The sequence below is a fragment of the Pseudomonas sp. LB3P58 genome, from assembly GCF_054897895.1.
Map to the genome: position 1 here is coordinate 2,880,487 of NZ_JBUBVE010000001.1, position 24,299 is coordinate 2,904,785.

The 24,299-nt window shown below is 60.4% G+C and carries 13 protein-coding genes; 4 read left to right on the forward strand and 9 right to left on the reverse strand.

The window, feature by feature from the left end; all coding sequences use genetic code 11:
* Positions 1 to 125 precede the first annotated feature (125 nt).
* From glgB to ACYZTZ_RS13395, 3 genes are all read right to left on the reverse strand, one after another.
* Positions 126 to 2,357, reverse strand: a complete 2,232-nt coding sequence (gene glgB, locus ACYZTZ_RS13385) for a 1,4-alpha-glucan branching protein GlgB (protein ID WP_461998540.1) — start codon at positions 2,355 to 2,357, stop codon at positions 126 to 128.
* Between the two features lie 2 nt (positions 2,358 to 2,359).
* Positions 2,360 to 5,701, reverse strand: coding sequence for a maltose alpha-D-glucosyltransferase (gene treS, locus ACYZTZ_RS13390; RefSeq protein WP_461998541.1), 3,342 nt, complete (start codon positions 5,699 to 5,701; stop codon positions 2,360 to 2,362).
* Positions 5,702 to 5,850: 149 nt separating this feature from the next.
* A complete protein-coding gene (locus tag ACYZTZ_RS13395) occupies positions 5,851 to 7,845 on the reverse strand; it encodes an alpha-1,4-glucan--maltose-1-phosphate maltosyltransferase (protein WP_461998542.1) in 1,995 nt (664 codons plus the stop codon).
* Positions 7,846 to 8,074: 229 nt separating this feature from the next.
* Between ACYZTZ_RS13395 and ACYZTZ_RS13400 the strand changes: the two genes are divergently transcribed.
* The 4 genes from ACYZTZ_RS13400 (at position 8,075) to mapR (ending at position 11,881) form a co-directional block, all read left to right on the forward strand.
* Positions 8,075 to 8,242, forward strand: coding sequence for a hypothetical protein (locus ACYZTZ_RS13400; protein WP_461998543.1), 168 nt, complete (start codon positions 8,075 to 8,077; stop codon positions 8,240 to 8,242).
* Positions 8,243 to 8,357: 115 nt separating this feature from the next.
* Complete coding sequence (locus ACYZTZ_RS13405) at positions 8,358 to 8,591, forward strand: DUF3203 family protein (protein ID WP_056745903.1); 234 nt, start codon at positions 8,358 to 8,360, stop codon at positions 8,589 to 8,591.
* A gap of 195 nt (positions 8,592 to 8,786) precedes the next feature.
* Positions 8,787 to 10,232, forward strand: a complete 1,446-nt coding sequence (ccoG, locus tag ACYZTZ_RS13410; RefSeq protein WP_461998544.1) for a cytochrome c oxidase accessory protein CcoG — start codon at positions 8,787 to 8,789, stop codon at positions 10,230 to 10,232.
* Positions 10,233 to 10,471: 239 nt separating this feature from the next.
* Entirely contained in the window at positions 10,472 to 11,881 is a 1,410-nt protein-coding gene (mapR, locus tag ACYZTZ_RS13415) for a GntR family transcriptional regulator MpaR (protein ID WP_033054711.1), read from the forward strand.
* Between the two features lie 124 nt (positions 11,882 to 12,005).
* Here the strand turns inward: mapR and ACYZTZ_RS13420 are convergent, their stop codons facing one another.
* The 6 genes from ACYZTZ_RS13420 to ACYZTZ_RS13445 all read right to left on the reverse strand — a co-directional run bounded on the left by ACYZTZ_RS13420 (position 12,006) and on the right by ACYZTZ_RS13445 (position 24,122).
* The gene (locus ACYZTZ_RS13420; RefSeq protein WP_082555907.1) at positions 12,006 to 12,752 is read right to left on the reverse strand and encodes an SDR family oxidoreductase; all 747 of its coding nucleotides are present in this window, start codon (positions 12,750 to 12,752) and stop codon (positions 12,006 to 12,008) included.
* Positions 12,753 to 12,845: 93 nt separating this feature from the next.
* Complete coding sequence (locus ACYZTZ_RS13425; protein WP_461998545.1) at positions 12,846 to 14,927, reverse strand: putative bifunctional diguanylate cyclase/phosphodiesterase; 2,082 nt, start codon at positions 14,925 to 14,927, stop codon at positions 12,846 to 12,848.
* 195 nt (positions 14,928 to 15,122) lie between these two features.
* Entirely contained in the window at positions 15,123 to 16,604 is a 1,482-nt protein-coding gene (locus ACYZTZ_RS13430) for an efflux transporter outer membrane subunit (protein ID WP_461998546.1), read from the reverse strand.
* The gene (locus ACYZTZ_RS13435) at positions 16,601 to 19,708 is read right to left on the reverse strand and encodes an efflux RND transporter permease subunit (protein WP_461998547.1); all 3,108 of its coding nucleotides are present in this window, start codon (positions 19,706 to 19,708) and stop codon (positions 16,601 to 16,603) included. Before ACYZTZ_RS13435 ends, ACYZTZ_RS13430 begins: the two co-directional genes overlap by 4 nt.
* Positions 19,705 to 22,809, reverse strand: coding sequence for an MdtB/MuxB family multidrug efflux RND transporter permease subunit (locus tag ACYZTZ_RS13440; protein WP_461998548.1), 3,105 nt, complete (start codon positions 22,807 to 22,809; stop codon positions 19,705 to 19,707). The genes ACYZTZ_RS13435 and ACYZTZ_RS13440 overlap by 4 nt, the downstream gene beginning before the upstream one ends.
* The gene (locus tag ACYZTZ_RS13445) at positions 22,806 to 24,122 is read right to left on the reverse strand and encodes an MdtA/MuxA family multidrug efflux RND transporter periplasmic adaptor subunit (RefSeq protein WP_461998549.1); all 1,317 of its coding nucleotides are present in this window, start codon (positions 24,120 to 24,122) and stop codon (positions 22,806 to 22,808) included. The genes ACYZTZ_RS13440 and ACYZTZ_RS13445 overlap by 4 nt, the downstream gene beginning before the upstream one ends.
* Positions 24,123 to 24,299: the final 177 nt, after the last annotated feature.

A 24,299-nucleotide genomic window follows, 5' to 3' on the forward strand; every position in this document is an offset into this window, starting at 1 on the left:
GTTCGGGCTGACCCCATCGCGAGCAAGCCCGCTCCCACATTGGATTTATGTCGTACACAAAACCAATGTGGGAGCGGCGGTGCGACGATTCGACTTGCTCGCGAAAGGAGCGACTCGGTGTTAGATCAACCCTCCGGACGCAGCATCAACACCGCCAGCGGTGGCAGGTTCAATACCAACGAGAGTTCCTGCCCATGGCTCGGCTCATCCTCGGTAAATGCCCCGCCGCTGTTGCCATAGTTCGAACCGGCATAGGTGGCCGCATCGCTGTTGATCACCTCAGTCCAACGTCCGGCAAACGGTACGCCGATGCGATAACCCTCACGCGGCACCGGCGTGAAGTTAGCCACAACCAACACTGGCCGCCCATCCCTGCTCCAGCGCATGAAGGCGTAAACGCTGTTGATTGCGTCATCACCGATCAACCACTGGAAGCCTTGCGGCGCGTCGTCCTGATCATGCAGCGCCGGCTCTTGGCGATACAGCCGATTAAGATCGCCGACAAGTTTCTGCACACCTTTGTGTTCCGAGTACTGCAGCAAGTACCAGTCGAGTTGCTGATCGTGGTTCCACTCACGCCACTGACCAAACTCGCAGCCCATGAACAGCAGCTTCTTGCCCGGATGTGCCCACATGAAACTGAGGTAGGCGCGCAGGTTGGCGAATTTCTGCCAGCGATCGCCGGGCATCTTGTCGATCAGCGAATGCTTGCCGTGTACCACCTCATCGTGCGAGATCGGCAGGATAAAGCGCTCGGACCAGGCATACACCAGGCCGAAGCTCAGTTCGTTGTGGTGATGAGCGCGGTACACCGGGTCCTGCTGGATGTAGTGCAGTGAATCGTGCATCCAGCCCATGTTCCACTTGTAGTCGAAGCCCAGTCCGCCCTGTTGCGTGCCCTGACTGACACCCGGCCATGCGGTGGACTCTTCGGCAATCACCAGCGCGCCGGGGGCTTCGAGATCAACCACGTCATTGAGATGGCGCAGGAAGTCGATGGCTTCGAGGTTTTCCCGACCGCCGTGACGGTTTGGCACCCATTCGCCGGCCTTGCGCGAGTAATCGCGGTACAGCATCGAAGCCACGGCATCGACCCGCAGGCCGTCGACGTGGAAATGCTTGAGCCAGTGCAGCGCCGAGGCCAGCATGTAGCCGTGCACTTCGGTGCGACCCAGGTTGTAGATCAGCGTGTCCCAGTCCTGATGGAAGCCTTCCTGCGGGTTGCCATATTCGTACAGCGCGGTGCCGTCGAACTGCGCCAGGCCGTGGGTATCGGTCGGAAAATGCGCTGGCACCCAGTCGAGGATCACGCCGATGCCGGCCTGGTGGCAGGCATTGACGAACGCGGCGAAGTCATCCGGCGACCCGTAGCGAGCACTCGGGGCGAATTGCGACAGCAGCTGATAACCCCAGGATCCACCGAACGGATGTTCCATGATCGGCATCAGCTCGATGTGGGTAAAACCCAGATCCTTCACGTAAGGAATCAGCCGCTCGGCCAACTCATGCCAGGTGTACAGGCGCGAAACTTCGCCCAAATCGTCCAATTCACATTGCCACGACCCGGCATGCAATTCGTAGATCGACAGCGGCGCACTCACCCGATGACGGTCGCCCCGGGATTGCATCCACTCCTGATCCTGCCAATCGATGTTCAGCGGCGAAGCGACTTTTGACGCGGTGTCCGGCGGCAGCGAGGTGGCCAGCGCCATCGGGTCGGCCTTGAGCGGCAGAATGCCGTGGGTGCCGAGGATCTCGTATTTGTACGTTTCCCCCGCTTGCATGCGCGGGACGAAAATTTCCCATACGCCGGTCGGATGACGCAGACGCATCGGGTGCCGGCGACCGTCCCAGTTGTTGAAGTCACCCACCACCGACACCCGTTTGGCATTCGGTGCCCACACGGCGAAACGCACGCCATCGACACCGTCGACCGTTTTCAGCTGCGCGCCCAGGCAAGCGCTGAGATCGCGGTGATTGCCTTCGGCGAACAGGTACAAGTCCATCTCGCCGAGCAACGGGCCAAAGCTGTAAGGGTCTTCGGAAACCTGTTCGCCACCGGCCCACCGGGTTCGCAGCAGATACGCCTGCGCCCGATCGAAGTGCCCGACGAACAGGCCCGGCGTCTGGGTTGCCTCAAGGTTGCCGAGTTCCTCCCCGGAGTCCTTGGCCAGTACCTGCACGCTCAAGGCGTCCGGCAAATAGGCCCGAATGAATTGCCCACCATGACCATCGCCGTGGGGGCCAAGAATTGCAAAGGGGTCGTGATGTTCGGCGCGTACCAATGCGTCGATGTCCCGCGATCTGGGCAGCAACGCTTCTTTAGCGTGACCCTGTTCCTTGTTCGAGAAACTCATGACTACTCTCCACCAAGATCGGAAAAGGGTTTAAGCCCACTCAATAACCCATACAAACCGTGCAACGGCACGGGCAACCATGTGGGGCGATTTTCTGCCTCATAGGCTACTTCATACGCTGCCTTCTCCAGGCCGAACAACGCCAATGCGGCGTCCTCGCCTTCCGGATCTTGCCATGCATGAGCAAGACTAGCTGCCGCCAGCCGATAAGCGTCGACAAATGCTTGTCTTGCTTCATTTAAATAGCGATCAGCGACACGTTGACGAGCGGCTCGGGCATCAGCCGTGTTATCGACGTTGTGCACATTAATCGCCATCGCCGCAGCGTAGTCAAAAGAACGCAATACGCCACTGACGTCTTTGTATGGGCTGTGTTTGCCCCGTCGTTCGTGCAGCGGTCGCGCCGGCTCGCCTTCGAAGTCGATCAGGTAGGCGTCGCCCTTGATCACCAGTACCTGGCCCAGGTGCAAGTCACCATGGACGCGAATGCGCAGACCACCAACGGCTTTTTTGCCGAGCTCCTGAACATGGCTGAGGATGGCTTTTTTGTTGTCCAGTAAACGAGTGACCAAGGCTTTGTCTGCCGGGTTCAATTCGCTTTGATGCTGCTTGAGCAACTTCAGCGCGTACTCCAGTTGCGCCGCCACGTCCTTGGCGCAGGCCAGGGCATCTTTCTGGGTGGTGACCTTCGGGGCGAAGTCCGGGTTGTCGCTGGGCGCAGCCAGCACTTGATGCATTTCTCCCAGACGCTGACCGAGCATGCCGGCGAAGTCTCTCAGTTCGCCCAAGGCGTTGTAGTGTTGCTCCTGCTCGGACATGGCATCGGCCAGCTCGTCGCGCAGCGCCCGTTCGAGGTTGTTCTGGGTCCATTCCCAGGCGTCGCCCTGATTGCTCAAGTAGCCTTGGGCGATCATCAGCAGACTTTCCTCACCCGCCGGATCGCGGCGAACCACCGACCCCAGCAGCGGCGAGATATTGCGGAAACCGGCGTGAGTCAGGTACGCGCTCATTTCCAGTTCCGGGTGCACGCCAGACGCGACCTTGCGGATCAGTTTCAGCACCAGGCTGTTGCCGATCACCACCGAACTGTTGGACTGTTCGGCGGACAGGTAACGCACTTCCGATTCCCCGGTCAGACCGAGTTTCGCCAGTTCCCACGTCGGCTCAAAGCAGATATCGCCCGCACTGGATGGCAATACGGCATTACTTTGCATGCCCTGCAATACCGCATGCACAAAGGTGTCGAGGCTGAAGGCGTCAGTGATCAAGCCGACCTGACGCACGCGCCGGACCCGAGACAAGGCCAGTTGCTGAGGCAACGCGGCACCGACCTGATCTTCGGAGATAAAGCCGAACGGCAGCTGATAGCGACTGGTCTGGCCGCCACTGGTGACATCGATTTCACTCAACAGCACCGGATGTTGTGGATCGCCGAAGCGCACGCCGTAAGCGATGTTGACCTGATCGATGGCCGCGTCCTTGCCGGCAAACCAGCGGCGATTCTGCAGCCAGTTCGGCAAGATGCCCTGCTCCAGCGTGTCGCGTGACGGCGCTTCGAGCAGTTCTTCCATTTGTTTTTTCAGCACCAGCGTGGTGAAGTCCGGCAGGCTTTGCGCCGGCTCCACGTGCCAGCTCGGCATCTGGTTTTCCGCGGCCAATACGAACCAATAGAAGCCGTACGGCGCCAGGGTCAGCAGGAAATTCAACTGACCAATCGGCGGGAAGGCGTTACCGCCGAGCATCTCCACCGGCACCATGCCGACGTAGGCCGACAGGTCCAGTTCCGCCGCTTGCGCGCTACGGGACACGTTGGCCACGCACAAGATGATTTCGTGCTTGCCGTCCGGACCGGTGAATTCCCGGGTGTAGGCCAGAATCCGCCGGTTAGTCGGCGAGAGCATTTTCAGCGTGCCGCGACCGAAGGCCTTGGACTGCTTGCGCACAGCGAGCATGCGCCGGGTCCAGTTCAGCAACGAATGCGGGTCGCCGGCCTGGGTTTCAACGTTGACCGACAGGTAACCGTATTGCGGGTCCATGATCGGCGGCAGCACCAGGCTGGCCGGGTCGGCGCGGGAGAAACCGCCGTTACGGTCAATCGACCACTGCATCGGCGTGCGCACGCCGTCACGGTCGCCGAGGTAGATGTTGTCACCCATGCCGATTTCATCGCCGTAATACAGGGTCGGCGTGCCGGGCATCGACAGCAGCAAACTGTTCAGCAACTCCACACGACGACGATCGCGCTCCATCAGCGGCGCCAAGCGGCGGCGAATGCCAAGGTTGATCCGCGCCCGACGGTCAGCCGCGTAGTAATTCCACAGGTAATCGCGCTCCTTGTCGGTGACCATTTCCAGGGTCAGCTCATCGTGGTTGCGCAGGAAAATCGCCCACTGACAGTTGGCCGGGATCTCCGGGGTCTGACGCAGAATGTCGGTGATCGGGAAGCGGTCTTCCTGGGCCAGCGCCATGTACATGCGCGGCATCAGCGGGAAGTGGAACGCCATGTGGCATTCGTCGCCGTTCAGGCCTTTGGCGTCGGTGTCACCGAAGTACAGCTGGGTGTCTTCCGGCCATTGGTTGGCCTCGGCCAGCAGCATGCGGTCCGGGTAATTGGCGTCGATTTCGGCACGAATCTGCTTGAGGACGTCGTGGGTCTCGGGCAGGTTTTCGTTGTTGGTGCCGTCGCGTTCGATCAGGTATGGAATCGCGTCCAGACGCAGACCGTCGATGCCCATGTCCAGCCAGTAGCGCATCACCGACAGTACGGCTTTCATGACTTGCGGGTTATCGAAATTCAGGTCTGGCTGGTGGGAATAGAAACGGTGCCAGAAGTACTGACCGGCGACCGGGTCCCAGGTCCAGTTGGACTTTTCGGTGTCGAGAAAGATGATGCGGGTGCCATCGTACTTTTGATCGTCATCGGACCAGACATAGAAGTCCCGCGCCGCCGAACCTTTTTTGGCTTTTCGCGCGCGCTGGAACCAGGCGTGCTGGTCCGAGGTGTGGTTGATGACCAGTTCGGTAATCACCCGCAGGCCACGTTTGTGGGCTTCCGAGATGAACCGCTTGGCGTCGGCCATGGTGCCGTAATCAGAATGCACGCCACGGTATTCGGCAATGTCGTAGCCGTCATCGCGCCGTGGCGAGGGATAGAACGGCAACAACCAAATGGTGTTGACGCCCAGATCGGCAATGTAATCGAGTTTGGCGATAAGGCCGGGAAAGTCGCCGATCCCGTCATTGTTGGAGTCGAAAAAAGACTTAACGTGAACCTGGTAGATCACCGCATCCTTGTACCAGAGCGGGTCCTTGATAAAGGTGGCTGCCTTGGGTTTCTTCGCCATTTGAAACTCCTGTTGAAGTCGAAAAATCTGCTGAGCCGATCACCTACCTGTGGGAGCGAGCCTGCTCGCGAAGGCGGTGTGTCAGGCGACATCGATGTTTGATGTGCCGGCCTCTTCGCGAGCAGGCTCGCTCCCACAGGTTTTTGCGTTTATACGGTGATCCGCCAGATCCCGAACGGTTGATGCGCCGGGTCGATTCGCATGAACTGGTACTTGCCGTGCCAGGTCCAGCGATGACCGCTCATCAAGTCTTCGCCCTGGGTGCTGGCGTCGTCGGGCAAGCCCATTTCCCACAGCGGCAATTCGAAATTCGCTTCCTGGACGTTATGCGGATCAAGGCTCACCGCCACCAGAATGAAATTGCTGCCATCGGCGCTGCGTTTGCCGAAATACAGAATGTTGTCGTTCCAGGCGTTGTAGACCTTCAAGCCCAGATGCGTCTGCAATGCCGGGTTCTGCCGGCGGATGCGGTTGAGCTGGGCGATCTCGGCAATGATGTTGCCCGACGCGTTGAAGTCCCGTGGGCGGATTTCGTACTTCTCGGAATTGAGGTATTCCTCCTTGCCCGGCACCGGTGCCGCTTCGCACAGTTCAAAACCTGAATACATGCCCCACAGACCAGAGCCCATGGTCGCCAGTGCGGCGCGGATCAGAAAACCAGCGCGCCCCGACTCATGCAAAAACGCCGGGTTGATGTCGGGCGTGTTAACGAAGAAGTTCGGCCGGAAGCATTCACGCCACGGCGATTCATTGAGTTCGGTGAAGTAGGTGGCCAGTTCGGACTTGTTGTTGCGCCAAGTGAAGTAGGTGTAGCTCTGGGAGTAACCGACCTTGCCCAACCGCGCCATCATTGCCGGGGTGGTGAAGGCTTCGGCCAGGAAGATCACCTCGGGGTACAGCGCCCGCACATCAGCGATCAACCACTGCCAGAACGGCAGCGGTTTGGTGTGAGGGTTGTCGACGCGAAACAGCTTCACGCCCTCCTCGACCCAACCCACCACGATGTCGCGCAACTCGACCCACAGACTCGGAATCGCATCGGTGGCATAGAAATCGACGTTGACGATGTCCTGGTATTTCTTCGGCGGGTTCTCGGCGTATTTGATCGTGCCGTCGGGACGCCAGTTGAACCAGCCCGGATGCTGCTGCAGCCATGGATGATCCTGGGAACACTGAATCGCGAAATCGAGGGCGATTTCCAGCCCATGGTCCGCGGCCGCCGCGACAAGCCGTCGGAAGTCTTCGCGCGTGCCCAGCTCCGAATGAATGGCTTCATGCCCGCCCTCTTCGCTGCCGATGGCATACGGACTGCCCGGATCGTCCGGCCCGGCGGTCAAGGAGTTGTTCGGGCCCTTGCGATAGCTGCGGCCGATCGGGTGGATCGGCGGGAAGTACAGCACATCGAAGCCCATGTCCTGGATCATCGGCAGCCGCGAATGCACATCGTTGAAGGTGCCATGACGGGCCGGATCGTCAGTGATCGAACGCGGAAACAATTCATACCAACTGGCGAACTGCGCCAGCTCCCGTTCGACGTCGAGCGGGTACTCAGGGCTGATGCTCAAATAGGCACGATGATCGGCCTGCGTCATCAGCTCGGCGCTACGCTGGTGCAGAAACAGCTCGACCTGCTCGATTTCGAGCAGACCCGACAATTCATGGTGCAGCGCCGCCAGTTGCTCGCTCAGCTGTCCTTCCGTGCGTTCGGCGGCTTGCTGGACTTGAGTCCGCCCTTCCTGCAGTTCAAGGCTGATCGGCACCCTGGCGGCGTGTTTTTTCTCCAGGTCATAACAGAAGCTGGCGAACTGATCGATCCAGGCTTCGATGCAAAACACATAACGGCCCTGACGCGCGACCCGGAACTGGCCCTGCCAACCGTTATTGCCCAGGTCGGCCATGTCTTCGCTTTGCCAGGTCTCCTCACTCTCGGCGTGCCAGCGTATGCGCACGGCCAACTTGTCGTGACCGTCGGCGAACACTTTGCTGGTCACCACCACGTCCTGACCCACCACGGCTTTGACGGCGAACTGCCCGCCATCGAGGGTCGGCATGGTGTTTTCGATGGCGATGCGCGGTAGCAGTAAAGCCTGCGACAGCGGCATATGAGGGTTGTAGTTCAGCTCTGTCGGTTTTTCAGCAGTCATCGAGCATCTCTCCTTTACGCCCCATGGACGCTCTTGTGTCTGTGGCTTGTAACAGGATAGCCATCCCGCAGGACCGTCCGCCCCGGAATGGACTCACTTAGGTTCCGAGCCACAGGCACCGGTAAAGTTCACGAGGATTTGCCTGGGCCTTTGGAGGAATCAATTCCTTTACACCGTGGTCAACACACTTAAGCACGACTTACGCCATGTGCCACTGGAGGCTGAATTTATGAGCATTCCGATCCCTGCCGAAACGCCTGATCCAAACATCGACAGCCCGACCATTCCGCCGACCGAGCCTGAACCTGTGCCTGAGCAAGACCCGCCCGGTACCACCTCACCTCCCCGGGAAGACCCGCCGAGCACCATGCCGCCGATGGTTGGCACACCCGAGTAATGATTGTTAAGGGTCGTTTCAGGATGGACCGCGCCGACCATTAATCGGTTGCACAGAACGATGATCCTCGGCTGCGCCCTAACACTTTAGAACCCGCAGAAAAAAGGACACCTCCATGACTGTGCGCATCGAAAGCCAGACCTGCTTCTTCATTACCGAGAACGGCGAAGAAATTCGTTTGTGTCCCGACGTCACCATCATTACCGACTCGGAAAAAGCCATGTCGGCGGTGGAGCTCAATGGCCAGCGCTTCTACATTACCGAAGCAGAAGCCGACGCATTGACCGTAGCAGGCGCAGTCGACGGGCGTAAGCATTTGAAGGCCACCGACAGTGATTCGGTGATTTGACTGACCCGGATCAACAACACCCGCAGACGCTTGATATAGGTGTCTGCGTCCCACTGCAGCGGGTGCATCAACTTGTCGCAGGCAGCGGATCGACGCCCATCTGATCCGCTTTTTATTGCAATAGGTGAGTCTGTTATGCAAACAGATCGCCGCTCATAGTGCTCAGGCCTGATGGAGGCTGATGAGCGAAAGACCATGAGCGATAGAATCCCCGTCCGAACCGTAGAAACCGCCCCTTTAATACAAAACCCTTCAGTGCAGAGCTATGAGCCTTCGCGTCCAAAGATGAAGGCCAAGTCCAGCGACAACCTGATCCACACCCGCAGCTTCACCGGTTTATTCCGCACCCTGCGCATGAGCGGCGCGGGGTTTCTGTTTTTGCTGTTCTTCGGCACGGTGTGGTTGAACTGGGGCGGCCGCCAGGCGGTGCTCTGGGACCTTTCCGAAAGCAAATTCCACATCTTCGGCGCAACCTTCTGGCCGCAGGATTTCATCCTGCTGTCGGCGCTGCTGATCATTGCCGCGTTCGGCCTGTTCGCGATCACCGTGTTCGCCGGGCGGGTCTGGTGCGGTTACACCTGCCCACAGAGTTCCTGGACCTGGATTTTCATGTGGTGCGAGAAGCTCACCGAAGGCGAACGCAACCAGCGGATCAAGCTGCAAGCCGCGCCCTGGGGCCTGAACAAACTGATCCGCCGCTCGGCCAAGCACACCTTGTGGCTGGCCATCAGCCTGTTGACCGGCCTGACCTTTGTCGGCTATTTCACCCCGATCCGGCCGCTGGCCGAAGAACTGCTGACTTTGCAGATGGGCGGCGTCAGTCTGTTCTGGGTGCTGTTCTTTACCGGCGCGACTTACATCAACGCCGGTTGGCTGCGTGAAGCGGTGTGCATGCACATGTGTCCGTATGCGCGGTTCCAGAGCGTGATGTTCGACAAAGACACCCTGACCATCTCCTACGACGTGGCCCGTGGCGAAAACCGTGGCCCGCGCAAACGTGATGTGGCACCGGCTGAAGTCGGCCTCGGTGGTTGCATCGACTGCCAGGTGTGCGTGCAGGTCTGCCCGACCGGCATCGACATCCGCGACGGCTTGCAGATGGAATGCATCGGCTGCGCCGCGTGTATCGATGCCTGTGATTCGATCATGGACAAAATGGGCTACGCCCGCGGGCTGATCAGCTACACCTCGGAGCATCAATTGCAGGGCGGCAAGACCCATTTGCTGCGGCCGCGATTGATCGGCTACACCGCGGTCCTGTTGGTGATGATCGGTGCGCTTGCCCTGGCGCTGGTGGAGCGGCCGATGGTCTCGCTGGACGTCAGCAAGGACCGTGGCCTGTTCCGCGAGAACAGTCAGGGGCAGATCGAAAACATCTACAGCCTGAAAGTCATCAACAAGACCCAGCAACGTCAGGATTACCGTCTGACCCTGGTCGATGGCGACGGCTTCCAGTTGCAAGGCAAGACCGAACTGAGCCTGGCACCGGGCGAGATTGTGGATGTGCCGGTGTCGGTGGCGATGACCACGGAACGGCCGAGCAGCAGTTCGCAGACGATCAGCTTCAAGATTGTCGACAGTGATGAGCCGCAGATTTATAGCGTGGCGAAGAGCCGGTTTGTTGCGCCGATGAACCGTTGAGGCTTTAGAATCCACCCCTCACCCCAGCCCTCCCGAAACGTCGGACCGCCCCACAGGGGAGAGGGGGAAAGGGAGCAGATCTTCAAGCCTTTCAAAACCTGAGTTCGACTAGATATTTCAGGTCGCAGTATTTTGAACAAACACCTCGGTCAGTCCCCTCGCCCCTCTGGGGAGAGGGTTAGGGTGAGGGGTGGATATCCCTGACACCCAACAAAAACCCCAGGCAACAAGGCCACCCGATGAAACGCTACGAAAAATTCGCCGACGACATCGCTGAACTGATCCGCTCCGGTGTCCTCGGCCCCGGCCAGCGCGTGCCATCCGTGCGCTACGCCAGCCAGACCTACGGGGTCAGCCCGTCCACGGTGTTCCAGGCCTACTACCTGCTCGAACGCCGCGGCTTGATCCGCGCTCGCCCGCGTTCTGGCTACTTCGTCAACGCACACGCGCCGAGCCCGTTCTCGGAGCCGGTGATCAGCAGTCAGGTCAACGAGTCCACCGAAGTCGACGTCAGCGAACTGGTGTTCTCGGTACTCGACTCGATCAAGGACCCGAACACCGTGCCCTTCGGCTCGGCCTTCCCCAGCCCGACCCTGTTCCCGCTACAGCGTCTGTCCCGCTCCCTGGCCAGCGCCGCCCGCGAGATGGACCCGCGCATGGTCGTTACCGACATGTCGCCGGGCAACCCGCAACTGCGTCGACAAATCGCCCTGCGCTACATGGTCGGCGGGCTGATGCTGCCCATGGAAGAACTGCTGATCACCAACGGCGCGCTGGAAGCGCTGAACCTGTGCCTGCAAGCGGTCACCGAGCCCGGCGATCTGGTGGCCATCGAAGCCCCGGCGTTCTACGCGTGCCTGCAAATCCTGGAGCGGCTTAAGCTCAAAGCCGTGGAAATCCCTGTGCATCCGCGCGATGGCATCGACCTTGGCGTACTCGCGCAAACCCTGGCACGGCACCCGATCAAGGCTGTCTGGTGCATGACCAGTTTCCAGAACCCGATGGGCGCGACGATGCCCGAGGCGAAGAAACAGGAACTGGTTGAGCTATTGCGCAGCCATCAAGTGCCGCTGATCGAAGACGATGTCTACGCAGAGCTGTATTACGGCCAACAGGCGCCGAAACCGGCCAAGTCCTTTGATACCGAAGGGCTGGTGATGCACTGCGGTTCGTTCGCCAAAAGCCTGGCCCCCGGCTACCGCATCGGTTGGGTCGCCGCCGGGCGTTATGCGCAGAAGATCGAACGGCTGAAACTCATGACGTCGCTGTGCGCGTCGATGCCGGCCCAGGCGGCCATTGCCGATTACTTGCAACACGGCGGCTATGACCGGCACTTGCGAAAACTGCGCTACGCCCTGGAAGAACAGCAAAGCGCCATGCTCGCCGCGATCGCGCGCTACTTCCCGGCGCAGACTCGCGTCAGTCAACCGGCCGGCGGTTACTTCCTGTGGCTGGAACTGCCACCGCAGATGGATTCACTGAAGTTGTTTCAGATGGCGTTGGCGCAAGGGATCAGCATTGCGCCCGGGCCGATCTTTTCACCGACCCAGCGCTTCAGGAATTGTATCCGCCTGAATTACGGCAGCCCCTGGGATGAGACAGCCGAGAAAGCGATGGAGACGTTGGGGCGGATTGTGCGGTCGTTTTGAGGGTTTGATGGCGTCATCGCTGACGCCTTCGCGAGCAAGCCCGCTCCCACATTGGAATGCGTTCAACTGTGGGAGCGGGCTTGCTCGCGAAGAGGCCGGATCAGACAACAAAGAATCTATACGGTTAACGCCCGCCGCCCAGATCAACGAATGTCCCGGTCGCATAGGAAGCCTTGTCCGACAGCAACCACACAATCGCCTCAGCCACTTCTTCCGGACGCCCGCCCCGAGCCATCGGAATCGCCGACTCCAACTTGCTGACCCGATCCGGGTCGCCGCTCAATGCGTGGAAATCGGTGTAGATGTAACCAGGGCGCACCGCGTTGACGCGGATGCCTTCGCCGGCCACTTCCTTGGACAGGCCGATGGTGAACGTATCCAGCGCACCTTTCGACGCGGCGTAATCAACGTATTCACCGGGCGCGCCCAAGCGTGAGGCCACCGAGGACACGTTAACGATGCTGCCGCCCTGCCCGCCATGCTTGGGCGACATGCGCAGGATCGCGTGTTTGGCGCAGAGGATCGGCGCCAGGACGTTGGTTCTGAGGATTTTGAGAATACGGAATTCCGACATTTCATCGATCCGCGACTTGTGCCCGACGGTGCCGGCGTTGTTCACCAGTGCCGTGACCCGGCCTAGCTCAGTGTCCACTCGGTGGAACATCGCGATCACTTCGTCTTCGATGCTGACGTCAGCGCGCACTGCGATGGCAGTGGCGCCGAGGGCGCGGACTTGTTCCAGCACAGTTTGCGCAGCGGATTCATCGGCCAGGTAGTTGATGCAGATCCGATAGCCTTGTTCGGCGGCCAACAGGGCTGTGGCGGCGCCGATACCGCGGCTACCGCCAGTGATGACGATGACTTTGTCCATGCGAAATTTCCCCCATTCCAAGCGTTAGCAGTCGGGGCCAAGAATAACCGTCATTGCTGGCTTTTGCATGGGCTCACATCAATCACATTGTTCTCAACTCACCGCCAATTGCTCTGCACGCAGAATATCCACCATGAAGCGTTCGGCCGGCAGCGGGTGCCCGAGCAGATAGCCCTGCAGCGAATCACAACCGAGTTGCGTCAGGAAGTCTTGCTGTGAGTCGGTCTCCACCCCTTCGGCGACGATCCGCAACCCCAGCGCCTGGCCGAGGGCAACGATGGCGGAAACGATGGCGGCGTCATCGCTGTCACGCTCCAGGTCGCGGACAAAACCCCGGTCGATCTTCAGTTCGTTGGCCGGCAGGCGCTTGAGGTACATCAAGCTCGAATAGCCGGTGCCAAAGTCGTCGATCGACAGGTCGACACCCATTGTCGACAGCTCATGCAGCACTGTCATGCTCGCATCGGCATCGCTCATGGCGGTGGTTTCAGTGATCTCGAGGGTCAGGCTGTTGGCCGGCAAATGGTGAGTGGCCAAGGCTTTGGCGACGCTCTGGACCAGACCCGCGTTGCAGAACTGCAAGGCTGAAAGGTTCACCGCGATGCGCCAGTCGGTGTACCCGAGCACGTACCACTCGCGCATCTGACGGCAGGCTTCGTTGAGCACCCATTCGCCAATCGGAATGATCAGCCCGGTTTTTTCCGCCAACTCGATGAACTTGTCCGGCAGCAGCATGCCCTGGGTCGGATGCACCCAGCGCAGCAACGCCTCGGCGCCGACCGGCCGGCCATTGTTGGCATCGAACTTGGGTTGGTAATAGAGACTGAATTGCTGCTGATCAATGGCGATACGCAAGTCCTGCAATAACTGCAGCTGTTTGCGCGCGTTGTTGTTCATCGAGGCATCGAAGAAGCTGTAGCCGTTTTTCCCGGCCCCCTTGGCGTGATACATCGCCGCGTCAGCGTTCATCAGCAATTCCTCGGCGGCTTCACCGTTGCCCGGATATATCGCGATGCCGACGCTGGCGGAAATCTGCAAGTCATGCTCGCCGACCCGGAACGAACGCCCGATCAGCCCGACCTGACGGGCCGCCAGGTTCAATGCGTCATTCTGCTCGCCAAGTTGCACCAGCAATACGAACTCATCACCGCCGATCCGCGCCAGGGTGTCATGGCTGCGCAAATCCTCGCGCAGGCGCAGGCCGACCTCACGCAGCAACAGATCGCCCATATGGTGACCGAAGGCATCGTTGACCGGTTTGAAACCGTCCAGATCGATGAACATCAATGCGAAACAACCGCCTTGCTCGCGCACCATCGACATCGCCTGATCGATGCGGTCAGCCAGCAACACTCGATTCGGCAGGCCGGTCAGGGTGTCATGCAGGGCCAGTAGAGTCAGTTCGCGGTTGGCCTCGGTCAATGAGTGGGCAAGGCCTGCGGTGCGGGCCTCAAGGCGCGCATCGAGGATCGAGGTCAACAAGGCAAGGCTCAACACTGCCAGGGTCGTGATCAGCACCAGATTGTCCAGGCCCTTGCCGTTCAAGCCGTTGACGGCCGCGCCACAGAAGCTGCCATCCGGGAAACGCGCCGCCGCCATGCCGGTGTAGTGCATGCCGACGATTGCGAACCCCATGATCACGGCCGCACCACCACGGATCAGGCCGACATAAGGTGTGTGCTGGCGCAGGCGGAACGCGATCCATAACGCGGCGCCCGAGGCGACTACGGCGATCAGCAGCGAGGCGCCGAACAGCGTCGGATCGTAATCGATACCCGGCTGCATGCGCATGGCGGCCATGCCGGTGTAGTGCATGGCACTGATCCCGGAACCCATGACCAGCGCGCCGAATGCCAATTGCCAGGCTGGCAATTGTGGCTGGCTGACCAGCCACAGGGCAAAGCCGCAGGACAGGATGCCAGTCAGCAGTGACAGCAACGTGATGCCGACGTCGTAACCGAGGTCGATGGGCAATTTGAATGCGAGCATGCCGATGAAATGCATCGACCACACGCCAACCCCCATGGCAAAGGCGCCGCCCGCCGTCCATAGATGCACGGCCCGGCCCTTGGCCGTGGCGATGCGTTCGGTCAGGTCGAGCGCGGTATAGGAGGCGAGAATCGCCACAAAAAGCGAGATGACAACCAGCGTGGGGGAATAGCTACCGATAAGCATGAGACTACTCGCGACAGCCCTCCGTGCTCGGGGGGCAAATCGGGCGATTGTACTGATTGCGCAAAAGAACGCACTGACAAAATTAGCAAAGGGCCATCAGGCCGATGAAACGCTTGTTTTAAGGTTTCACATTAACTGACATCCCCCGCTGATCGTTCCCACGCAGAGCGTAGGAACGATCATCGGAGCTGGCGCCTACTCTTTTTCGCTCACTTGTAACGCCCCATCCCAGCCACCGCCCAGTGCCGCGATCAACTGCACGCTGGCAATCAACCGGCTCTGCAACAGGCTCAGCACACTGCGTTCGTTGTTCAACGCTGTGGCCTGAACGACCACCACGCCCAGATAAGCGATCACACCGGCCTTGTACTGGTTCTGGGTCAGGCGCAAGGACTCGCGCGCCGCGTCCAGTGCTTCCTGGCGCACGCCCGCTTCGTCTTCCAGGACCTTGAGCTGTACCAGATAATTTTCCACTTCACGGAAGCCATCGAGCACGGTCTGGCGGTACTTGGCCACTGTTTCGTCGTAGGCCGCTTCGCTGCGGTCAACTTCCGCGGAGCGCTGACCGCCGTCGAACAAGGTCATGGCCAATTGCGGCCCGACCGACCAGAAGCGGTTCGGCACGCTGATCCAGTTGGCATAGGTGCTGCTGCTATAGCCACCGTTCAGACTCAGGGTGAAGTCCGGGTAAAAGGCCGCCTTGGCCACGCCGATGTTGGCATTGGCCGCCATCACCGAGCGTTCAGCGGAGGCGATGTCCGGGCGGCGCTCGAGCAATTGCGAAGGCAGGGACAGCGGTATCTCGGGCAACGCAGGAATGTCTTTGGTTTCAGCCAGGCTGAACTCGGCCGGCGGTAGCCCGATCAGTACGGCAATGGCGTTCTCGAACTGGGCGCGCTGCCAGATCAGATCAACCATGTCAGCCTCGGTGCTTTTGAGCTGAGTCTGAGCCTGCGCCACCGCATCCTTGCCGGAGACACCGGCGCGGTACTGGTTTTCAGTCATTGTCAGCGAACGCTGATAGGCCTCGACCGTCGCTTCCAGCAGGCGTTTCTGCTCGTCGATCACCCGCAATTGCAAATAGTTCTGCACCAGTTCCGATTGCTGACTCAAGCGCATCGCCGCCAGATCGGCATAACTCGCCTCGGCGTTGGCGGTGTCGGCTTCCAGTCCTCGGCGCAGCTTGCCCCAAACGTCGGCCTCCCAACTGACTCCGGCCTGTGCGGTGTAAGTGTCACGAATCCCGCTGGAAGAACTGCTCAGGCTCGAACTGCTGCTGCCGGTGCCCTGGCTGGAGCGGTTTTTCCCGACGGTCAGGTCCACGGTCGGAAAAAACGCGCCACGGGCACTGCGCACCAAAGCCTGGGCTTGACGGTACTGGGCTTCGGACTGTGCGACGGTCTGGTTGGAACTGTTGAGTTTTTCGATCAGGCCATTGAGCTGCTGATCGCCATACAACTCCCACCAGGCGCCGCGGGCCAGGGAATCGCTGGGATTGGCCTGACGCCAGCCTGCCGCTTCCTTGTATTGCGCCGGCGCAGCCGCTTGCGGGCGCTGGTAATCCGGGCCGATGGCGCAAGCGCTGAGCATCGCCACGCACAGCGCCAGGCTCAACAAACGCGAGCCTCGGGCCGTTACCAGCGGTGCAGTCAGAGTGATAAGCGAACGGTCAGTCATAGCGGAGTTTCCAGAGCAGCATCGGTACGCACCCCACGCCAGTGGTTGAAGCGATGGCGCAGTTTGTCGAGATAGAGGTAAACCACCGGGGTGGTGTAAAGGGTCAGCACCTGACTGAAGATCAGCCCGCCAATGATGGTCAGGCCCAGTGGCTGACGCATTTCCGCACCTTCGGCGCGGCTCAGCAGCAACGGCAACGCGCCGAGGATCGCCGCCAGGGTGGTCATCAGAATGGGCCGCAGACGTTGCAGGCAAGCGCTGCGAATCGATTCCAGCGGCGCCAGGCCCTGATGCCGTTCCAGCTGTAAGGCCAGGTCGATCATCAGAATGGCGTTTTTCTTCACCACGCCGATCAGCAGGAACAGCCCGAGCAGCGAGATCAGGCTGAACTCACCGCCCAGCGCATAGATCGACAGCAACGCACCGACCCCGGCCGATGGCAAGGTTGAGAGAATGGTCAGCGGATGGATATAGCTTTCATACAGCACACCGAGCACCAGATACACCGCCACCAGCGCGCCGAGAATCATCCACGGCTGGCTCTTCTGGGTCGCGGCGAAGGCGTCGGCGGTGCCGGCCATTTTCACGATCACGTCTTCCGGCATGCCCAATTTGGCGATAGCCCGCTCGATGGCCGCCGTGCCCTGCTCCACCGTCACGCCTTCGGCCATGTCGAAGGAAATGCTCTCGGAGGCGAACTGGCCTTCGTGGCTGACGCGGTCGTCTTCCAGACTGTTTTCGTAATGAGCGATGGTCGAGAGCGGAATCCGCGCGCCGTCGGCGGTGATCACCTGAACCTGTTTGAGGGTGATCGGGTCCTGGGCATATTTCGGATTGACCTCCATGACCACCTGATACTGGTTAAGGCTGTCGTAAATCGTCGATATCTGCCGCTGGCTGTAGGCGTTGTTCAGCACCGCGGTGACCATGTCCATGTCGACGCCCAGGCGTTTGGCCTGATCACGATCGACGATCAGGGTCACCTGTTGGGCGCCGCGCCCTTCACGGGCATCAATCGCGGTCAGCTCCGGCAAGGCCTTGAGCGCAGTCACGACTTTTGGATACCACTCGCGCAACTCGCCAAGGTCGGCGCTTTGCAGGATGTAGGAATACTGCGACGTGGTCTGTTCACGACCGCCACCAAACTGCAGGTCCTGATCGGCCATCAGCATCAGTTGCGCACCGGCAACCTTGGGCATTTCCTTGCGCAGGCGTTCGATGACCTTTTGCGCAGAAATGTTGCGTTCCTTGATCGGTTTCAGCCGCACCAGCATGAAGGCGTTGTTGGTGCCGTTGGTGCCGCCAATGAAGCCAGCGACGCTTTGCACCGCATCATCCTTGAGCACGGCGCGGCGGAAGGTTTCCATTTTCGGCTGCATCACACTGAATGACAGTCCGTCGTCACCGCGCACGAAACCGATCAGCTGGCCAGTGTCCTGCTGAGGCATAAATGTTTTAGGAACAACGACATACAGTGCAATGTTAACGCCGACTGTCACGATCAGGCTAAGCAAGGTCAACCGGCGGTGACGCAGCACCCAGTCGAGGCTTGTGGCGTATTTGCCGACCATCCACTCGTTGGCGCGCTGACTCCAGCGTTGCAAACGGTTTTCCTCTCCCGGCGTATGCGGCTTGAGCCAGCGGGCGCAGAGCATCGGGGTCAGCGTCAGCGAGACCACCAGCGACACCACGATGGACGCCGCCAACGTAATGGAAAACTCGCGAAACAGGCTTTCGACGATCCCGCCCATAAACAGGATCGACAGGAACACCGCCACCAGCGAGACGTTCATCGACAGCAAGGTGAAGCCGACTTCCTGCGCCCCGAGGTAAGCGGCCTTCATCGGCGGTACGCCTTTGTCGATGTGCCGGGAAATGTTCTCCAGCACCACAATGGCATCGTCCACCACCAGCCCAGTGGCCAGAATCAGCGCCATCAGCGACAGATTGTTCAGGGAGAATCCGTAGAGGTACATCACCGCAAAGGTGCCGACCAGCGACACGGGCACCGCAAGGGTCGGAATCAACGAGGCGCGGAAGTTACCGAGGAACAGGAATACCACCAGAATCACCAGTGCCACGGCAATCAGCAGGGTCATTTCCGCTTCGTGCAAGGTCGCCTTGATCACCGGCGACCGGTCCATCGCCACGTTCAGCTTAACGCTGGCCGGCAACACGGCCTGTAGCGCCGGCAGTTGAGCCTTGATTTCGTTGACCGTCTCGATGATGTTGGCGCCGGCCTGGCGGTTGATCACCAGCAGTACCGCCGCGTCGTTGTTGAAGAAACCGCTGTTGTAGCGGTCTTCGACGCCGTCGCTGACCTTGGCCACGTCCTTCAGGCGCAGGGCCGCGCCGTCCGCGTAGTGAATGATCAGCGACTCGTAATCCTTGGCTTTTTCCAGTTGATCGTTGGCCTGAACCTGCCACAGCCGCTGGCTATCTTCGACCGACCCTTTTGGCCTGCGCACGTTGGCGTTGGCGATGGTGTTGCGCACATCGTCCAGCGCCACGCCGTATTGGTTGAGCGCCTGCGGTTCGAGTTCGATGCGCACCGCCGGCAGGGAACTGCCGCCGATCTGCACTTCGCCGACACCCTGCACCTGAGACACGCTCTGGGACAGAATCGTCGAGGCCAAATCGTAGAGCTGGCCTTTTTCCAGCACATCGGAGGTCAGCGACAGCACCATGACCGGCGCCTGGGACGGGTTGACCTTCTTGTAGGTCGGCATGCTGCGCATCCCGCTCGGCAGCAGGTTGCGCGAGGCGTTGATTGCCGCTTGGACTTCTCGCGCCGCGCCGTTGATGTCGCGGTCCAGGTCGAACTGCAAAATCACCCGGGTCGAGCCCTGGCTGGAGCGGCTACTCATGGTATTGACCCCGGCGATGGCACCGAAGGAGCGTTCCAGTGGCGTGGCCACCGTCGAGGCCATGACCTCCGGGCTGGCACCGGCCAGACTCGCCTGGACCACGATCACCGGGAAGTCCATCTGCGGCAGCGGCGCCACCGGCAACAGGCCGAAGCTCACGCCGCCCAGCAGCATGATCGCCAGGCTCAGCAACATCGTCGCGACCGGGCGCTTGATGAAAGGTCCGGACAGGTTCATGGCTGTTCTACCGCGTCCACGGCTTCAGACTTGCGGCCCCAGCGCCGACCGAGTCGGTCGAAGTACAGGTAGATGACCGGCGTGGTAAACAGTGTCAGCACCTGACTCACCAACAAGCCACCCACCATCACCAGACCCAACGGTTGACGCAGTTCCGCGCCGGAACCGGTCGCCAGCATCAGCGGCACCGCGCCGAACAGCGCCGCCAGTGTGGTCATCAGAATCGGCCGGAAACGCAGCAACGCCGCCTGATAGATCGCCGTTTCCGGGTCCATGCCCTGATTGCGCTCAGCGTCGAGGGCAAAGTCGATCATCATGATCGCGTTCTTTTTCACGATACCGATCAACAAAATGATGCCGATGATCGCGATCATGCCCAGGTCATTGCCGCTCAGCAGCAACGCCAGCAAGGCGCCGACCGCCGCCGAGGGCAAGGTCGAGAGAATGGTGATCGGGTGGATATAACTCTCGTAAAGCACGCCAAGCACGATGTACATGGTGACCACCGCCGCCAGAATCAGCAGCAAGGTACTCGACAGCGAGGCCTGGAAAGCCTCGGCCGCGCCCTGGAACTGGGTCTGCACGCCAATCGGCATGCCGATGTCTTTCTGCACCTGGTCGATGATCTCCACCGCATGACCCAGCGCCACGCCGGGTGCGAGGTTGAAGGACATCATCACTGCCGGGAACTGACCGATATGAGTGATCGCCAGTTGCGCCTGACGCTCCTCGATGTGCGCCAGACTGGAAAGGCGCACTTGCCCGCCGTCGGTGGTTTTCACGTGAATCTGATTCAGTGCATCTGGGCCGATCTTCTCGCCGGCCTGCGATTGCAGCACCACGCGGTATTGGCTGGCCTGGGTGTAGATGGTGGAAATCTGCCGCTGACCGAAGGCGTCGTACAGCGCATCGGTGATGTTCGACACCGACACACCGACCCGCGACGCCGCATCGCGGTCAATCACCAGATACACCTGCAGGCCTTTATCCTGCAAATCGCTGGCGACGTCGGTCAGCTCCGGCCGTTGGGCCAGGGCTTCCACCAGACGACTGCTCCACAGACTGAGCAGCTCGGAATCCGGCGACGACATGCTGAACTGGTATTGAGTCCGACTGACACGGTCTTCGATGGTCAGGTCCTGCACCGGTTGCATGAACAGGCGAATACCGATGAGCTTGTCCAGTTCCGGTTGCAGACGTGCGATCACCTCGGTGGCGCTGAGGTCGCGATTGCTGTGGGATTTGAGGTTGATCAGCAGACGACCGCTGTTGAGCGTCGAATTGTCACCGTCGACGCCGATGTAGGACGACAGGCTCTCCACCGCCGGATCCGCCAGGATCACTTTGGCCAGCTCCTGCTGACGTTCACTCATGGCCGCAAAGGAAATCGACTGCGGCGCTTCGGAAATGCCCTGGATCACCCCGGTGTCCTGCACCGGGAAGAAGCCCTTGGGCACCACCATGTAAAGGAATACGGTCAACGCCAGCGTGCCGATGGCCACCATCAGGGTCAGCGGTTGATGCTTGAGAACCCACTTTAACTTGCGCCCGTAAGCCGCGATCATCCAATCAATTGTGGCGCCGCTGGCCCGGTAGAAACGGCCCTGTTCTTCTTCCTTCGGCTCCCGTTTGAGCAGCCGCGCGCACATCATCGGCGTCAGTGTCAGGGACACCACCAGGGAGATCAGGATCGCCACCGCCAGGGTGATGGCAAATTCGCGGAACAACCGCCCTACCACGTCGGCCATGAACAGCAACGGAATCAGTACTGCGATCAGCGACAGGGTCAGGGAAATCAGGGTGAAGCCAATCTGCTTGGCGCCCTTGAGCGCCGCTTGCAGCGGGCTATCGCCCTCTTCGATAAATCGGGAAATGTTCTCCAGCATGACAATCGCATCGTCCACCACGAAACCGGTGGCGATGGTCAGCGCCATCAGGGTCAGGTTGTTGACCGAGAAACCCGCGAGGTACATCACGCCAAAGGTGCCGATCAGCGACAGTGGGACCGCGACCGACGGAATGATCGTGGCGCTGGCCCGACGCAGGAACAGGAAGGTCACCATCACGACCAGCGCAATGGCGATCAACAATTCGTGCTGCACGTCGGTGACCGAGGCGCGGATGGTCTGGGTGCGGTCGGTCAGCACGGTGACTTCGAGACCGGCCGGCAGGTTGTCGGTGATGCTCGGCAGCAGGGCTTTGATCCGGTCGACCACTTCGATGACGTTGGCACCGGGCTGACGCTGGATATTCAGCAGCACGGCCTGATTTTCGTTGGCCCACGCCGCCAGGCGTTCGTTTTCCGCGCCATCGACGATCTCTGCTACGTCCTTCAACCGCAACGGCGCGCCGTTGGCGTAGGCCAGAATCAGGTTGGCGTAGTCCTTGGGCGAGGTCAGTTGATCGTTTGCATCGAGCATCGACACCCGGGTCGGGCCGTCAAAGTTGCCCTTGGGCTGGTTGACATTGGACGCACCGATCAGGGTTCGCACGTCGGAGAGGTTCAAGCCATTGGCGGCCAGGGCTTCAGGGTTGACCTTGATCCGCACGGCCTGACGCTGGCCACCGGCAATGCTGACCATGCCGACGCCACTGATCTGGGCAATTTTCTGTGCCATGCGCGTGTCGACCAAATCATTGAGCTTGGGCAGCAGCATGGTCTTGGAGGTGATAGCCAGGGTCAGCACCGGGGTGTCCGCCGGGTTGACCTTGTTGTACACCGGCGGTGCCGGCAGGTCCTTGGGCAGCAAATTGGTCGCGGCGTTGATCGCCGCCTGCACCTGCTGCTCGGCGACGTCCATGTTGATGTCGAGACTGAAACGCAGGGTCAGCACCGAAGCGCCGCCGGAACTGGTCGAGGCCATCTGGGTCAGGCCGGGCATCTGCCCGAATTGACGCTCAAGGGGCGCGGTCACGGCGCTGGTCATGACATCCGGGCTCGCGCCGGGGTACAGCGTCATGACGCGGATGGTCGGGTAATCGACCTGAGGCAATGCCGACACCGGCAACAGCCGATAGGCGATCACGCCAGCCAGGATAATGGCCAGCATGCTCAGGGTCGTGGCGACCGGGCGAAGGATGAACAGCCGCGAGATGTTCATGCGCCGCCCTTTTTCGCCTTGTCGGTGGTCGTCGCGTCAGGCACCGTGGCGGCCGATTTGCCTTGCAGGTGGCCGGTCGGAGTGGTCGGTACGTCCTTGGTGTCGTTGACCACTTCCACTTCACTGCCTTCCTTCAAGCGGTCGGTGCCTTCAAGGACCACGCGATCCCCAGGGGCCAGGCCTTCGGTAATCACGGTGTTTTCACCGTCACTGGCGCCGACTTTCAACTGACGAATCGCGACTTTCTTGTCGCCGTCCAACGCGTAGACAAACGTACCGTTGGTGCCGAACTGAATCGCTGCCGACGGTGCGAGCACCACGTCTTTGAGGGTGTCGGCCAGCAGGTGGACGTTGACGAACTGATTCGGGAACAGCGCCTGATCGCGGTTCTCGTAACGAGCCTTGAATTTCAGGGTACCGGTGGTGACGTCGATCTGGTTGTCCAGGCTCTGCAAGACGCCAGTGGCCTGCAATTTGGTGTCGCCACGGTCCCAGGCTTCGGCGGGCAGTTTGGCGCCGGTGCGATAACGGGCCAGCACGGTGTCCAGGCTGTTTTCCGGCAAGGTGAAGGCCACGCTGATCGGTTGGGTCTGGGTGATGATCACCAGTGCAGTGGTGTCGTTGGCTGCCACCAGGTTGCCGACATCCAGCTGACGCAAGCCCACACGCCCGGCAATCGGGGCGCGGATCTTGGTGAATTCCAGATTGAGCTTGGCGTCGTTGACCGCCGCCTGATTGGTTTTGACCGTGCCCTGATACTGGCCCACCAGCGCCTCGGCGGTGTCCAGGGTCTGTTTGGCGATACTGTCTTCGCGATACAGGCCGCGATAACGCTCCACATCGACCTGGGCGTTTTTCAGTTGTGCCTGGTTCTGCAGCAACGTGCCTTCGGCCTGAAGCAAGGCGTTCTGGTAAGGACGCGGGTCGATTTCAGCCAGCAGATCGCCCGCCTTGACCATCTGTCCTTCCTCGAAGGAGATCTTCATCAGCTCACCGCCGACGCGGCTGCGCACATTGATGGTGTTCAGCGCCGTCACGGTGCCCAGCGCCTTGTAGTACAGCGGGAAGTCACCCTTGACCGCTGGCGCGACACGCACCGGAACCGGCCCGGTCGCCCCGCCGAAACCGGGACGCATCCCCCCCGACCTGCCGGTGTGCCCGGCAACGGCTTTTTGCCCTGCGCCCTCTTTTTGGGCAGTGCCGGCGGGCCAGAATTTCCAGCACAGGCCAGCGATGACCAACAGGACAAGCAGGCCAAACAGCCAGCGACGGGGACTACGGGAAACGGAGGATTGCATGGAATGATCAACCATTGGGCGCGTGGGCTTCTTCTACAGGAGGCTGAACGATAAGCACTGGCGGGCATTAAGCAAAGCGGCTTTACCGGCAATTTACCTTCGGCTTACGTTACAGGAGATGTATCTAAGGCACTGAAGCACAAATGAAAACGGCCTGGACAGGGCCAGGCCGTTAACAATTGTAAAGCTACG

Coding starts and splice junctions, on each gene's coding strand:
- ACYZTZ_RS13420 (WP_082555907.1), bottom strand. CDS start 12,752: ATGGACAAAGTCATCGTCATCACTGGCGGTAGCCGCGGTATCGGCGCC.
- glgB (WP_461998540.1), bottom strand. CDS start 2,357: ATGAGTTTCTCGAACAAGGAACAGGGTCACGCTAAAGAAGCGTTGCTG.
- mapR (WP_033054711.1), top strand. CDS start 10,472: ATGAAACGCTACGAAAAATTCGCCGACGACATCGCTGAACTGATCCGC.
- ACYZTZ_RS13430 (WP_461998546.1), bottom strand. CDS start 16,604: ATGACTGACCGTTCGCTTATCACTCTGACTGCACCGCTGGTAACGGCC.
- treS (WP_461998541.1), bottom strand. CDS start 5,701: ATGGCGAAGAAACCCAAGGCAGCCACCTTTATCAAGGACCCGCTCTGG.
- ccoG (WP_461998544.1), top strand. CDS start 8,787: ATGAGCGATAGAATCCCCGTCCGAACCGTAGAAACCGCCCCTTTAATA.
- ACYZTZ_RS13405 (WP_056745903.1), top strand. CDS start 8,358: ATGACTGTGCGCATCGAAAGCCAGACCTGCTTCTTCATTACCGAGAAC.
- ACYZTZ_RS13435 (WP_461998547.1), bottom strand. CDS start 19,708: ATGAACCTGTCCGGACCTTTCATCAAGCGCCCGGTCGCGACGATGTTG.
- ACYZTZ_RS13395 (WP_461998542.1), bottom strand. CDS start 7,845: ATGACTGCTGAAAAACCGACAGAGCTGAACTACAACCCTCATATGCCG.
- ACYZTZ_RS13445 (WP_461998549.1), bottom strand. CDS start 24,122: ATGGTTGATCATTCCATGCAATCCTCCGTTTCCCGTAGTCCCCGTCGC.
- ACYZTZ_RS13425 (WP_461998545.1), bottom strand. CDS start 14,927: ATGCTTATCGGTAGCTATTCCCCCACGCTGGTTGTCATCTCGCTTTTT.
- ACYZTZ_RS13440 (WP_461998548.1), bottom strand. CDS start 22,809: ATGAACATCTCGCGGCTGTTCATCCTTCGCCCGGTCGCCACGACCCTG.
- ACYZTZ_RS13400 (WP_461998543.1), top strand. CDS start 8,075: ATGAGCATTCCGATCCCTGCCGAAACGCCTGATCCAAACATCGACAGC.